Annotated in this window: 12 protein-coding genes; 4 read left to right on the forward strand and 8 right to left on the reverse strand. The window is 55.9% G+C overall.

All coding sequences use genetic code 11. The features are described from left to right. Window positions 1–469: 469 nt before the first annotated feature. Genes AC2FFF_RS10090 through AC2FFF_RS10100 form a run of 3 tightly spaced genes read left to right on the forward strand, consistent with a single transcriptional unit; the run spans window position 470 to window position 2,678 of the window. Window positions 470–1,075: a sugar transferase gene (locus tag AC2FFF_RS10090; protein WP_281972943.1), complete on the forward strand. Its 606-nt coding sequence runs from the start codon at window positions 470–472 to the stop codon at window positions 1,073–1,075. Continuing rightward, window positions 1,072–1,986 (forward strand): methionyl-tRNA formyltransferase, encoded by a 915-nt coding sequence (locus AC2FFF_RS10095; protein WP_271948799.1) that lies wholly within the window; start codon window positions 1,072–1,074, stop codon window positions 1,984–1,986. Before AC2FFF_RS10090 ends, AC2FFF_RS10095 begins: the two co-directional genes overlap by 4 nt. Then, a complete protein-coding gene (locus AC2FFF_RS10100) occupies window positions 1,983–2,678 on the forward strand; it encodes a PIG-L deacetylase family protein (protein WP_281972944.1) in 696 nt (231 codons plus the stop codon). Before AC2FFF_RS10095 ends, AC2FFF_RS10100 begins: the two co-directional genes overlap by 4 nt. Before the next feature lie 30 nt (window positions 2,679–2,708). On the opposite strand, the gene asnB is transcribed toward AC2FFF_RS10100, so the two are convergent. The 3 genes from asnB to AC2FFF_RS10115 form a co-directional block, all read right to left on the reverse strand. Next, window positions 2,709–4,658 (reverse strand): asparagine synthase (glutamine-hydrolyzing), encoded by a 1,950-nt coding sequence (gene asnB, locus AC2FFF_RS10105; RefSeq protein ID WP_281972945.1) that lies wholly within the window; start codon window positions 4,656–4,658, stop codon window positions 2,709–2,711. A 3-nt stretch (window positions 4,659–4,661) separates the two neighbouring features. Further along, complete coding sequence (locus AC2FFF_RS10110; RefSeq protein WP_281972946.1) at window positions 4,662–5,792, reverse strand: glycosyltransferase; 1,131 nt, start codon at window positions 5,790–5,792, stop codon at window positions 4,662–4,664. Between the two features lie 93 nt (window positions 5,793–5,885). After that, window positions 5,886–7,049: a DegT/DnrJ/EryC1/StrS family aminotransferase gene (locus AC2FFF_RS10115; RefSeq protein WP_281995069.1), complete on the reverse strand. Its 1,164-nt coding sequence runs from the start codon at window positions 7,047–7,049 to the stop codon at window positions 5,886–5,888. Between the two features lie 424 nt (window positions 7,050–7,473). On the opposite strand from AC2FFF_RS10115, the gene AC2FFF_RS10120 reads away from it, so the two are divergent. Continuing rightward, a complete protein-coding gene (locus AC2FFF_RS10120; protein ID WP_496882928.1) occupies window positions 7,474–8,706 on the forward strand; it encodes a glycosyltransferase family 4 protein in 1,233 nt (410 codons plus the stop codon). Between the two features lie 24 nt (window positions 8,707–8,730). Here AC2FFF_RS10120 and AC2FFF_RS10125 read toward each other — a convergent pair whose 3' ends face one another. From AC2FFF_RS10125 to AC2FFF_RS10145, 5 genes are all read right to left on the reverse strand, one after another. Next, on the reverse strand, window positions 8,731–9,567 hold the full coding sequence (locus AC2FFF_RS10125) for a sulfotransferase family protein (RefSeq protein ID WP_281972949.1): 837 nt from the start codon (window positions 9,565–9,567) through the stop codon (window positions 8,731–8,733). A 33-nt stretch (window positions 9,568–9,600) separates the two neighbouring features. Next, complete coding sequence (locus tag AC2FFF_RS10130) at window positions 9,601–10,764, reverse strand: glycosyltransferase family 4 protein (RefSeq protein WP_281995067.1); 1,164 nt, start codon at window positions 10,762–10,764, stop codon at window positions 9,601–9,603. Window positions 10,765–10,839: 75 nt separating this feature from the next. Further along, the gene (locus AC2FFF_RS10135) at window positions 10,840–12,051 is read right to left on the reverse strand and encodes a polysaccharide biosynthesis/export family protein (protein WP_281972951.1); all 1,212 of its coding nucleotides are present in this window, start codon (window positions 12,049–12,051) and stop codon (window positions 10,840–10,842) included. Next, window positions 12,048–13,250, reverse strand: a complete 1,203-nt coding sequence (locus AC2FFF_RS10140) for an O-antigen ligase family protein (protein ID WP_281972952.1) — start codon at window positions 13,248–13,250, stop codon at window positions 12,048–12,050. The genes AC2FFF_RS10135 and AC2FFF_RS10140 overlap by 4 nt, the downstream gene beginning before the upstream one ends. A gap of 71 nt (window positions 13,251–13,321) precedes the next feature. After that, complete coding sequence (locus tag AC2FFF_RS10145; protein WP_271948781.1) at window positions 13,322–14,668, reverse strand: lipopolysaccharide biosynthesis protein; 1,347 nt, start codon at window positions 14,666–14,668, stop codon at window positions 13,322–13,324. Window positions 14,669–14,675: the final 7 nt, after the last annotated feature.

Raw genomic sequence — 14,675 nt, forward strand, 5'->3', positions numbered from 1 at the left:
AATTTCCTCCCTGTTTCGGCTGACTTGAGCGCCGATTGACCTAGCGTAAACAAGAGAAATGCTAATCTCACGGGGAAAATTACAGTCATTTTCTCAATCCGATGAAATCTTCGGGGGCCGCTGTCCGGGTCTCAATATTGCCCAATCGATCCACAATAAGCCCCTATCGGGGCATTGTGAACCAAGACGCAACAAAGATGACAACTCCTTTCGGCCAATCCTCTAATGAGTCGCAGGCCGGTTTTCCTGACAAAGGCTTTGTGAACTTGGCGCATGCTTGGAAAAATTTCCGCATAGTCAGGGTGCCGGTCAGCTCTGCCGCTTGAATCGAGAATCGATTTGGGATCAACTCAGCCCAGACTTCGTATCAGTGCGCCGGAACTTGGATCCGGCCAGCAGGATGATCCGGGGAGATGTTGGTTCTTGGTTTGATATTCGTAGTTTTCAGCTACAGTTCTTGGGTTTGAATATGAACAGATTTCTCGAAATACTGTGTTGCCTGATCGCGGGCACGATCGCGCTGCCCTTTTTTCTGGCGGGTTGTGTGATTGTGCTGTTTTCGGTCGGGCAACCTTTGTTTTTTGGCCAACGGCGGGCAGGCTGCAACGGGCGCGTCTTTCGCATCTGGAAGCTGAGAACAATGTCCGACACACGCGATCAAAACGGGGCTTTGCTGCCAGATTCGGAACGTCAGACAAAAACCACCAAGCTTCTGCGCCGCGTAAGGCTGGATGAGATGCCCCAGCTTGTGATCATCTTGCGCGGAGATATGGCCCTTGTTGGCCCCCGTCCCCTGCTTCCCGAAACCATCGAAGAGTTTGGAGACAATGGGCGGTTGCGCTGCACGGTTCGGCCCGGTCTGACAGGGTGGGCTCAGGTCAGCGGCAATACCGCGCTTTCAAATGACGAGAAGCTAAAGCTGGATCTATGGTATGTCGCGCACCGGTCACTGTCGCTTGATCTGAAGATATTGTTCGAAACCATTATGGTAGCCTTGGCCGGAGAGCATAAACGCCCTGACCGAATTCAGGCCGCAGACAACTGGCTGGACAGCCGAAAGGAGACACCTGCATGAAGACGGTATTTGTGGGGGCGGTCGAAGGATCGCATGTCGCCTTATCCGCCATATGTGCCCGAGGGTTTGTACCGGATTTGGTGGTGACACTACCGCCGGACTTGTCTCACCGGCACTCTGATTTTGCAGATCTCAAACCCACTGCAGATCGGTATGATATTCCTGTCCACTATACCGCCAAAAGTGACTCGGCCGGAACAATCAAAACCATTCAAGCCGTAAAACCTGATCTGATACTGGTCATCGGGTGGTCTCAGATTTGCGGGCCGGAATTTCGGGCCCAGGCAAAGATCGGATGCGTCGGGTTTCACCCATCCGCCCTGCCCCGTCTGCGCGGGCGCGGTGTAATCCCCTGGACTGTCATATTGGGCGAAACCGATGTAGGCGCGTCATTGTTCTGGCTGGGTGAAGGGGCCGATGACGGCCCGATTGCGGCGCAAGCTCGATATGCGGTCGATCCCAACACGGTAACAGCGCGCGAACTGTATGACCGGGCGCTTCAGGCCCTGACGCAGCTGCTGCCTCAGCTTCTGACGCAAATCTCTGAAGGCGATATCCCGGCGGCTCCGCAGCCAGAAACCGGGATCAGCCTTTGCGCGCGGCGGCGGCCCGAGGACGGGCTGATCGACTGGACTAGACCCGCGGCAGAGATTAACCGGTTGATACGCGCAGCCGGACCGCCCTATCCCGGCGCTTTCACCTACACTGCCTCCGGTGAGAAGTTGGTCCTGCTGGGTGTACAGAACACCGCCCTGCAGGGCTACTATATCGGCCTACCTGGTCAGATACAGGCCATCGAAGGAAACCGGTTTACGGTCGCCTGTGGGGATGGGAAATGTCTGGACATCACAAACTGGACCGGCGCCGATGCGCCGCCCGAACTGCACTCAAAGCTCAGGAATTCCGAATGACATCACTGACACCTTTTGACGGACAGGACGGACCGGTACTTGTGGTTGCTCCGCACCCGGATGATGAAGTCCTTGGGGCTGGCGGCACCATCGCACGACTGGCAGATGCAGGTCGCGCAGTCCATATCGCGATTGTCACAACGGGTCGGTCGCCCCGGTTCAGCACGGAACAGATCGCCAATGTACAGGCCGAAGCCAGGGCCGCACATGAGCATCTTGGTGTGACGCATACGCATTGGTTGGATTTCCCTGCCGCTGAACTGGCTGAGCACCCCCATGGTGACCTGAACGCTGGTCTGGGAACACTGATCCGCGATCTCGACCCAAGTGTCATCCTGGCGCCGCATCCCGGCGACATCCATCTGGACCACCAGTTGAGTTTCCTTTCGACTTTGGTGGCAAGCCGACCTTATCAGGACAAATACCCGACGACGATCGCGGCCTATGAGACGCTTTCCGAGACAAATTGGAACGCGCCATATCTGACGCCGCCATTCGTGCCGAACATGTTTGTGGACATTTCGGATACATTGGAGCGTAAACTGGAAGCCTTCCAGCTATTTGCAAGCCAGGTCAAACAGCCCCCGCACGAGCGTTCGGTTCAGAGCTTGAAAGCGTTGGCAACTTTGCGTGGCGCGACGGTTCACCGGGCCGCGGCTGAGAGCTTTGTCTTGGTCAGGTCGGTTATCTGACTGACTGATCGCAAAATCGCCAAGCTGCGATCAGCGCATCCACGCTTCGGACCATAGTTGGAACATAAAGACCGTCCACAGCTGAGCACCCCAGTTGCGTTTGCCTGATTGGTGCTCGGCCCAGCATTTTTCCAGCGCTGCCTTGTCCACGAAACCCTCAAGCCCGTTCCCATCCAGAAGAATGCTGGAAACACGGGACTTTAGGGGCCCGCGCAGCCAAGCGTTGAGTGGGATACCGAACCCGCGCTTTGGCCGGTCGTACAGCGATTGCGGAACCCGCTTTTTCAAAAGCTCCTGCAACGCCACCTTGCCAACCTTCCCGTCGCACCGAAGCGATGACGAAGAGCGCCAGGCGGCGGTGACAACGCGGTAGTCCAACAACGGCGCGCGCATCTCAAGGCCCACCGACATCGAAGTGCGGTCGGCCTTCACCAGAATATCATCCGGCAAATAATATAGCGAATCCAACAACATCATGCTGTCCAACTGGCTCAACCCTGCGGGCAAATCATGCGTTCCGATCTCATTGCCCAGCGGGATGCCGGACTTTCCAAGCATACCGGAGGACCAGATCGAAAACTGGGCCTGATAGCGGCACTGGAACTCTCGTCCCTGCAGAACCGGCGCAAGCTTGGCCAGACGGTCGGCGCTCAGATCATCGCGCATGCTGCGCGGGGCGAATGGCCTTAGGACTGGCACCAGAGCGGCAAGAACCGATTGCGGCGCCTGCGACAGGGCTTGAATTGCCAGGTCGGGCATCTTGCCCTTCAGGCGCTCAAAGGCCTGCATCCGAACATATCGGGCATAGCCACCAAACGACTCGTCACCGCCGTCGCCGGACATGACGACCTTAAGCTGCTGGCGCGCCAGTTGCGAAACCAGCAGGGTTGGTAGTTGCGACGGGTCGGCGAAAGGTTCGTCAAACACCTGCGGCAAGCCTTCGATGGCTTGAAACGCCATTTCCGGCGTCGCCGTCACCTCGTGGTAATCCGTCCCAAGATACTCGGCGATGGCTTTTGCATGGTCGGCTTCGTTGGTGTCTTCGTCCTCAAAGCGTACGGTAAAGCTGGGAACCTTCCTGCTGGATTGCTCTTGCATCATTGCAGTTATCAGCGACGAGTCGACGCCTCCGGACAGAAATGTCCCAACCGGCACATCCGCAACCATCCGTTCGCCCACCGCGCGCAGCAGTTCGGATTCGATTTCAGCTATGGCCGTTTCATCGTCAGGATAGGGGTTTGCGCGCGCCTCGGTGACTACGGCCTCGATATCCCAAAACCGCTCGATCCCTTGCAGAAGCGCATCCAACGAGGCCGGTGGGGTGTCAAGTTTGATCTCGACCATAGAGCCCGCAGGCAGTTTCAGGACATTTGGGTAAATCGTGCGCGGGGCAGGAATATATCCCAACCGAAGAAACGATCCCAAGGCTGCGCGGTCCACCTCTGCCGGTCCAAATTCCGGATGCGCGCGCAGTGACTTCAATTCGGACCCAAACAGAACGGTTTTCCCGGCCAGGCCCAGATAGAGAGGTTTTTTGCCAATCCGGTCGCGCGCCAATGTCACGCTCTGGGTTTTCCGGTCAAACACGGCAATGGCAAACATCCCGTGGACGCGGTCCAGTGTCTTGCGGATACCCCAAAGCTGCATCGCCGCCAGCAAAACTTCGGTATCGGACGTGCCCCTGAAGCTTATGCCCAGATCCTGCAATTCCTGACGCAGTTCCAGATAGCCATAGATCTCACCATTGAACACAATGGTGAACCGACCGTCTGCGGAATCCATCGGCTGGACCCCGGTTTCCGACAGATCAATAATGGCCAGACGCAGATGCCCCAGGGCCACACCCTGATCCGGGTCCACAAACAACCCGGTTCCATCCGGGCCACGGTGTTCAATCGATTGACACATCCTGCCAAGGACGGATGAGGCCTGAGACCGATCAACGGTGCCAAAGTTGATAAATCCGGTAATGCCACACATCGCTCAGATCCCCTTCTGTTCTGGCTGAGAGGCAATCTTATCGGGATCAAGACTGCCGCTCTCCAAAATGTTCCGATACTGCGCGGCAACGCGGTAAAGCTGGTAGGTACTGGCCACAATCGCCCGGGCTTTTTCTCTTTTTTCCAGATACTCTGGGGCCGACCAATTTGCGGCATGGACCAAAGCGTCTGCCAGCAATTCCGCGTTGCGGGGCGGTACGATCAATCCGCAGTTGCGAATGATCACCACTGCATCACCCACATCCGTCGACACAACGGGGTGGCCATAGCTCATCGCTTCGACAATGACATTCGGAAACCCTTCGGTTCGGGATGAAAGCACCAGCGCATCAATCCGTTTGTAGAATGCAGCCATATCATGCAGGTCGCCGCACAGCTCTACATTGTCGGCAGTCAGGTTATAGCGCGCCAGCAATGATTGTACTTCGGAGTTTTCAGGCGACATATTCTCTCCGGCCGCGATGATGCGCAGATCGGGGACTGACCGCAGCGCCAGGGACAGAGCCTGGAAAAGGGTTTCGTGATCCTTCTGTGGATGAAACCGCGCCGCAATCCCGAAAACCCTGGGCGGGTCGCTCCGCACCACAGAGGCTTGAGGCATGATCAGACCGTTCGGAATGACGCAAGACCGCGCAGCAGCAAACCCGTTCTTCGTGTGCTGATCCAATGCGCGTTGCGAATTATAAATGATCCCCGCGCACCTGCCCGACAAACGCCGACACAGGTCCACCGCAATCCGTGTGCTGCGCGTGAATGAGCTGGTATCGTCCAAAGCCTGCCTCACCGTCCAGTAAATTGGCACCTTTCGATCTGATATCCAGCTGGCAATCAGCCCGATGACCATCGCATGGTACATCCAGCACAGAACCGCCTGCGGTTTATACTGACGGATAAGACGCGATATCTGCAATATCGCGCGGGGCATGGACGACAGTGATCTGGCATTCAATCCGATCAGAACGGCGTTTGGATTTGCACATTGGCTTTTGATCCTGTCCGAAACCTCCGTCAGCGACACCACCAATACCCGATCCCCGGAAATGGCAACCAGCCGCGCCAGCATCGCCTGGGCCCCGCCCTGACCGGAAAAATCGGTGATGACATGCATGATCATCCGTTCAACACCCGAAACTCACTAACCTGATCCGGCGGCAGATGCCGGGTCGGAACCTTCAGACACGCCCCCGGATGCGGCGGTGTGAACTGCCTATGCACGCGCCCGATCTCCGATTTCGCGTACAAATTCGGCCAGACCGACGATGTCTTGATGCGACCAGGTCGGATCAACCAGAAAAGCAAGGCTGGTTTCACCAAGCTCTTTCGCCACCGGCAAGGGATCAACCGGGCCAACACCAAGGCGTGCGAACATCTCTTCTCTATATATTTCAGAACAACTGCCCGAGAACACGGGGAAACCCGCCTCAAAAATCTCAGCTATGATGCGATCCCTGCTCCAACCCGAGGCCAGATTCTCAGGTCTTATGAACGCATAAAACCGGTAATACGCGTGTGTCAGCCCGGCAGGTGGAACAGGTACCCGAAACGCAGCGCATCCGGATAGAGCTTCCGCCAAAATCTCGGCATTTCTGGTTCTATGGGCGCGCCACCCGTCCAGTTTCGCCAGCTGAATGCGCCCGATGGCGGCCGAAAGCCCGGTCATCCGCAGATTGGTACCCGGCTGGCCACTATGTAGCCAGCGAAACCCCGGAGGGTGGCTCTTGTTAAACACGTGTTCATAGCTTTTACCGTGATCCTTATAGCTCCAGACCTTGGACCACAGCTCATCATCATTGGTGATCAGCATTCCGCCTTCGCCGCCGGTTGTGATGATTTTATCCTGACAGAAAGAATACGAGCCGCAGGTGCCAAAGGTTCCCACGTGCTGGTCACCGATCATGGCACCATGCGCCTGCGCACAGTCCTCGATCACCCAAAGGTCGCGGCTGCGCGCCAGATCCATGAGACCCGCCATATCCGATGGCCACCCGGCCAGATGGACCGCGATAATCCCCACGGTTCTGTCGGTCAGAACCGGTGCAATCGTTTCTGCGGTGATGTTCTGGCTGTCACGATCCACATCTGCAAATACCGGCTTGCCACCGGCCAGAAGGATCGAACTGGCAGACGCGATAAAGCTACGCGGTGTGACGATAACCTCGTCTCCGGGTCGGATGTTCAACGCCAGCAGCGCGGCGTCCAGAGTGACCGTGCCATTTGCCATGGCGATCGCATGCTGCGCGCCGGTATAGGCGCTGTATTCACGTTCGAACTCTTTGACATCGGGGCCGGTCCAGGCATTCACGCAACCGGATCTTAGCACTGCGCTGACAGCATCAATTTCATCTTCTTCGAAGAATGGCCATTTGGGCATCAGCTGTTTCCCTTCAGATAAGCGGCCAGAGGATAGCCGATGGAAGATGGGCCAAGCCTATAATTGCTCAAATTTAGACAGCAGGATTTCCGGATCATTTCTTTACCTCGCGCCAAACCATCCGAGGAGGTCAGGCAAGCTCAACAATTAACAAATTTTTGGCGCTCAGCGCCTGAATTGGAAACAAACTCCGCAGGTTCGGAAATATCTTTTTGTGCCGCGGCAGGCGAAACCTGACCTGAATCGATTGCTTATGCAAGGTTCCAGGTCACTTAACAGCGTGATTTTTCAACAATCAGGCCACAGACAGTCAGAGGTGAACAATAGGCAACAATCGGCTTTGGTGACAGCGCCGTTGACAGCTTCGGCGACATGGATCAGCATCGCCTCAACCTTGGTTTTTAAAGTTTGAAATGTTTCTTTGATGAGTGATTTTCCCGACACCGCTTCCGGTGCCCAAGCCGTACCTGCCGAACGAGGTTCGACAACTGGCGGACGTCCAAAAGTTCTGTTTGTCGGCAATCTTACGACCTCTTTGACCAATTTTCGTTATGACCTGCTGAAAGAGCTTGCTGAACGCGCAGACGTACTTGCTTGCGCACCAGAAAACGATGCGGCGACCGAAGCAGCCCTTGCCGAGATCGGCGTGACATTTCGGCAAATCCCCATGGCGCGCGCGGGGTTAAATCCATTTCAGGATATGTCCACCCTGTTCACGCTGATCGGGATCTGCCGGGAAATACGGCCCGATATCGTCTTTGCCTATACGATGAAGCCGATCATCTTCAGCGGCCTTGCGGCGCGGTTGACCGGCGTTCGACGGCGGTTCGCGATGTGTACCGGGTTAGGTTATGTATTTGCGGATGCCGAACTGACCCTGCGCCGAAAAGTGCTGAGAGCGGTGGCGACAGGCCTTTACCGCATCGGATTGAAAGGTGCCGACGAAGTTCTGGTTTACAACTCGGTCGACGCCGAGGAGTTTCGCAGCAGACGTTTGCTGGCACCTCAGGCCGCGCTGTCGATTGTGCCCGGTTCCGGTGTCAATCTCGCCAGATACGCAAAATCCCATCAGCCTACGGATCCACCCGTGTTCCTGATGATCGCACGTTTGCTGCGTGACAAGGGCGTGTTCGAATATGCCGAGGCCGCCCGGCAGCTTAGGGAACAATTCCCTGATGTGCGCTGTCAGCTTTTGGGCCCGCTGGACGACAACCCGGACTCGGTAAACGCACAGCAGCTCGAAGAATGGGGCCAGCAGGGGCATATCGAGTATCTAGGCGAAACCAAGGATGTTCGGCCAATTCTCAAGGAATGTTCGGTCTTCGTATTGCCCACCGTCTATCGTGAGGGCATCCCCCGCGCCATTCTTGAGGCGATGTCGACAGGGCGCGCCGTCATTACGACCGATGCCCCGGGATGCGCCGATGCGGTCAGCGACGGGGAAAACGGGTTTATCGTCCCCAAACGCAATCCAGAGGGGCTGGCGGATGCGATGAGAAAATTCGTTGAAGACCGGAGCCTAATCGAATCCATGGGTCAGGCCGCGCGGGCGCGTGCCGAGCAAGAGTTTGACGTCGCGCGGATCAACACGATCCTGCTACGGAAAATGGGGCTGATCGACAGCGATACCACGCTGCCCTCGACTGCCACCGACTGATCCACACCCATTCTAAGCTGACGTCTAATTCGAGAAACTGCGCCACCCGCGGCTGAGACCCGGATCAATCGCATCAAGCTCGGCAACGTCTGGCCTGTAGAAATCGGCCATTTTCTGCGCCAAAGCATCGGGCAATTCAGGGTATTCCACCTGCCGCGCCACCGCTCTGCGAATGGCCTTTAACGGCCCCGTATGCCGGATCGGGTCAAGCAACGGTCGAAGCGGCGCCAGAACCCGCCTCAGAGGCAAGGGCACGATTGGCGTATTTTTGTTTTTGACCCGCTCTTCTAGTGGCGGCTCCACGACGCCGGAATAACCGATGTGATCGGCAACACGGCGCAAGGTTTCCACCGGTTGCGAGACGGTATTTTCATAGGCCAGTAACAAAATCTGATCGGTCGGAAACAGATCGTAAAAGCGGCGCAGGTGATAGCCATATCTGCCGTTGTGCAAGAACCTTTCATCACCGGCTTTGTCGGGGTCCAGATACCGATGAATGTCGTCCCCGACAGTGCCCCGGCGATACAGCATACAGTAATCGGAATAAGCCCTGCGAACCGGATCGCGCATCTGCAGGATCAACCTTACATCAGGATGATCCTGGGCGATCCTTTTGGCGGCCTCTGGATGTGTCAGGTAGGTATTGCACTTTTCACCCACGATACTCTGGCCCGAATATCCTTCGTATTGATCGCGATACCAGGCCGCCCCCCGGTCATAATGATTCGAGAAATAGTGCAGCTCGGGGTCCGGCATGAAAATCTGCGGTGTCGCGGTCAAAGAATTCTGCAACCAGGTGGTCGCACATTTTGCAGCACCAAAAATCAGGAAATCTATTTTTCGCTCGTTCGCCAAACCCATTTTACCCTCTAAACCCTACAATTCGCATCGGGATCACGATACCAATTCCCGGTACACGTCGGACACTTCGGCCACGTGTTTATCCAACCCAAAATTATCCTGCACATATTGGTAAGCCGCCTGTGTTACCTGCTGTCTCAGGCTCGGGTCCTCAATCAGAGAGACGACCGGCTCAACAAAGGCCTCGGGGTCCTGCGGATCTACCAGAAAACCGGTTTTGCCATGATCGATTGCCTCAATATTGCCGCCGTGCCGTGTGGCCACAACAGGCAGTCCAAGGTGCATTGCCTCGATCAAAGTGCGTCCAAATGGCTCGTTCAAGGCCGGCACAAGGGTGGCATCCATGGCGACCATGCACTTTTCAACATCCTGCCGAAAACCCATCAAATGAATCTGCGCGCTCAACCCATGTTCTCGGGCCACGTCCATGGAGCCTGAGTCCAACCCGTCATCGGGATTGAGTACTTTGCCAAACAGCAGGCCATGTACCGGCCTGTCCCCAAACTGTTTCTGAATGGCCACAAGGCTTTGGACAAAATGAACCGGCCGTTTTCGCGGTTCCAGATGGCCAAAATATCCCAGAAGAACTGCATTTTCCGGCGCACCGATTTCGTTCAGGATCATCCGACGCGCCGCGTCTGGATCCGGGCGCTGAATGCTCAGGTCGAAGGGGCTGCGAATGACTTGAAACTTTTTGTCAACCGAGCGTATCGGACGCGAGGGTTTCGAAAAATACGACACGCTTAGGATACGGTTCGAAAACACCGGCGCGACATAGTTAACGCCTACCGCGCTCGGATCCTGCCTGTGGTGCCAGATATGCTTGATCCCCAACCGTCTGGCCGGAAACACCCAATTCACATGCAATCGGCCCTCATTTGTGTGGACGATATCTGGCTTTTTGTCCCGCAAAAACCGGACGAGCTGGCCGTAGGTCCGGGTCCAGTATTCCGGAAAGCCAACATCTGCATCCGTTTTGTTGTTTGGAGGGCCCATAAGCCTGGGGCCCTGCAATACTTCGACATTCAGACCCAGCGATTGAGCATACTGCCCGACCGACCCGGCTTCGTTGTGGCAAAGGACAAATGGTTCAAACTGATCCCGGTCCAGACAGGACGCAAGTTTGAGCGCGGAAACATGACTGCCGCCCAGATCTGCCCAACCTGCAAAGGGAAATAAAACGCGTATCTTTTTCATTCTGGCCTGCCGCCTTTTTGGCTCAGCGCCGGACATCAGAACCGCGCGCTGAACCATAAATCATTGAACTGAAATCTATTGTGTTTGCGTGACGAAGGTTCGAGAAACCGAAAGCGTATCCCCGGGGGACAAGACAGTATCACCCGAAATCGCCGTTGCGGCTCCTCCGGCCGCGTGGGTGACCGAGTATTCGATCACGATCTCTTCAAACGCATCAACCTCTTCAACAACGCCAAGCGCCGCCAACTCGGCCTGCAGGATTTTCGCGGTACCCAGCCGAGTCTGCAGGTCCTCCAGTTCAAATTGCAAGGCATTCAACCTGACAAGCGTATTTGACCGCGCGGTATCGAGCAACTCCAACTCATCGCGTTGCGCGCGGTTCAACTGTTGCCGGGCCAAGCCCAGAGCAATCTCGATATCTACGCTTTTGCTTTCCTGATCGTTCAGCGAGTTGGACAGAGATGACACGCGCGAACTGACCGTGAGGCCCTTTTTCTGTAGTTCCAGAGCATCATCTAGATCCTTACGCGTGATCGCGATCTGATTCGCCCGCAATGCCAGCTGCCGTTCGAGACTTTCAATCTGATCTTTGAGGGTCTCCTGCAATTGGATGATCCGTTCACCCTGCCCTTTCCGGGCCTGTTGATCCGCTTGCAGAATCTCCCCCTGCAGACCTTGTGGGGGTTCAATTTTGGCATCACCGCCGTCCGGAGACAGTGTTGACAGATCAGCCAGCAATCGGCGTTGTTCGGCTTGCAAAGCTTCAATCTGTTCATTGTACAATTGAACTTCACCCTGAACCCGCAATCCGGTAAAGTTCGTTCCTACGTCATTTTGCAACGGCAACCGGTATTCCCCGCCCGCAAGCGCCATCGCCTGTTGCGCGGTCAGTTGTGGCCGATAGGGGTACGAGCCTGGAATCTGGACATCCCCCAATATGTATACAGGCAGATGGCCGATGACTTCGATCGCCAGATGAGGCGGTTCTGCCATCCCCACGCGAGTGCGCATCTGAGTTTCCAGCAGCAGTACCAGTTCTTCGGTCGTTCGCCCTTCAGCATGAACCTGTCCGGCCAGAGGCACCATCAGCATCCCTCCCGAAGAAAGCGCATATTCACCGGAAACGCCTTGCCAGTTCACAAAAGACGCGCCCACCGGATCCCAGCGCATCGCACGCAAATTGATCTTGTCCTGCGGTGCCAGAACATATTCCTCGGCCTGAAGCGCACCGATAAAACATGCCGAAGCCGCGATCACAGAAAGCATCAGTTTTTGCAATAATTTCACGACATTCTCCTAAGTGTATTCGTTGGTCCAAACACCGGCAGGCGCGACACGCTAAGCGCAATGGCAAGGACAAAGGGTACGTTCCAGAACCGGGCATAAAAGGTCGTCGCCCCGGCAAGCAGCACGACATACATCAGCATGGCAACGATGGTCAGTGCCCCGACCGATGGCGAGCGGCCGACAGAAATGGCCATCCAGGCCAAGTATATGCTGGCCAAAATAAAGCCGACCATACCGAGCAGAGAAATCAAGCCACCTTCGGACAGAGTCAGCAAATAGGCCGAATGAACCACGATTCCCTGTTCGCTGGCCAGGCTGTACTGGTTTGCACCCAGCCCGATCAACAAAGTGCCACGGGATACCTCGAAGGCCTCTTGCAGCAGGAATAGCCGGTCAGAGAACGTGCCCGCCTGGCTAATGTCACCTGCAAGAACGGCATTCAGAACTCGTTCGCGAAAGACCTCGGGCAAGAAAAGCTCACCAAAGTTCAGGACCACCAAAACCGCAATCAACGTGCCGACGATCAGGGTCACAACATGACGCGGGGACCCGCTGCTGAGGATAATGGCGACAGTCCCCACTATGGTCACGATCAGACCAGAATTCGAACCGGTCAGGATAACGCCGTAAAACAGGATTGGCAGCCCGATCAGCCCCCAGATGCGGCTGCTTTGCTTCTGCAGGATCAGGCTAAGCAGGAAAACGATGGCCATCGCCAGCATAAGCGCGCATTCATTTGCCCGCTCGACCAGCGAAAGCATCCGACCATTGGCGGATACAAACCGGTGTGTCGGGTCTTCCATGAAATTGATTGCATAGATGCCAAACAGCACAACAATGCCCATACCAATAATAAATGCCTTCATCAGCAGGACGATCTGATCAAAGCTTCGATTGCCGATCAGGATTGGCAGCACGATCAACGAAAAGAAGTACTGAACAAACACGGTCAGCAGCTCGGTCGGATCTCCGTTGATTAACGAACCTATGGTCAGGCCCCCTGTGAAAAACAGGAACGAACTGTACCAGAACCCGCTTGCGGGCCCGAATATCTTAACCGGCAGCTGGCCAGCTGCCAGCATGACAAACCCAGCCAGCACAAAGAAGAAATCCGAGAGGGTGAAATAGACGAAATCCACTCTGAGATAGTTCATCGGCGCCAGGGCTACAGCCGCCATCAGGAAATAGAGAGCTGCCATGTCTACGCTTGGCAAATAGCCGATTCCATTGGTCGGCTTGCCAAAGGAAACTGATTGGGCCGATGCAGGTCTCATGGGCGCACCTGCTCCTTTCCGTGTAATGCAGGGTTCAGCAATGTACGCCGCAAGTGTAACACACACAGCCCTAGCCAGACGGAATTACACAGCACATGCGCCACAGCGGCACCGACCACGCCCAAAACAGAAACCATCGGTGCAATGAGGATCAGAAACAAAATAGTGTTCAACAAACCGATCCGAACCAAGGCCCGGTCTTGCCCCAGACTCAGCAGTGCAGGGTTCAGCAGTATCCCACCAAGATAAATACCTACCGCGATTGCCTGCACGCGCACGACCGGTACTGCGGGGGCATAATCCACGCCAAAAATCGCAGTAACGATCGGTTCCAGCATCAAGATCACTGGAATCAGGACAAGGGCAATTACCCCCCAGAACCCGGCGCTGAGACCCGTTAGCATTTTTTGCAAACGGTCGAATTCATTTCGGGCGGCAAACCGGGTGAATTCGGGATAGATCGCCTGGCTTAGCGGTCGTCCAAGACGCAGTGCAGCTTCACCGCACCGTTTCGCGATATGGTAATATCCCACCATCGTCGGTGAAATCAGAACACCCAATATGATCACGTCCAGGCGCTGCGTGGTCTGACGCAAGATGACAGAGAGATTGCTGTTCCAAACAAAGCGCAGAAACCCGGAATTTTCACCCAGAGTTTGCTTTATTCCAAGCATCGGACGGCCATAGCCATTCCGCGACATTTCTCGCAGCCCCGCGGCAAAGGCAAGAACGCCGTCTAAAAGGCTGACAGCAACAAATATCGCGACAAAGCCAGGCAGCCCAAACCCCAGTTGCCAGGCAATCACCCCCAGCACCATCCGCACAGACGCTGCGAAAATATCCAGTTTGGCCAACAGATCGAACCGGTCGAAGGACCGCAACAAAGCCAACCCGGTTGGCCTCAGCGAAACCAGAATTCCCAGCGATGCGACCGGCAGCACCCATGCAAGATCCTGATCCAGCCCCAGCCATCCGGCGATGATCGGTGCGAATGCGATCGCAGCGCCGGCGGCCAATACGCCCCCAACCACGTCAATCAGGACCGACAGCCCGACAAGTCGGCGAAATCGTTCGCGGTCTTCTTCCTCCAGCGCAGTGCTTCCATATCTAATCACCGCCTGCCAGGGCTCAAGATGAAGGAATCGGGAAACGATCCGCGCATAGGCCTCGCCTATTGCCATTACCCCCAAGCCTGCGGCCCCAAGTGCGCGGGCGGCCACCGGCAGAAACACAAGGCCCAGCAAAGCGACTGCTATCTGAGAGGAAAAGATCCATTTCAGATTGCGCAGTAAACGCCGAAGCACAGCAGTCGGGATTGAGGTTGCGCCGGGCTGAGAGGTCATGTCTGAC

This window comes from Ruegeria sp. YTSA226 (assembly GCF_059609905.1).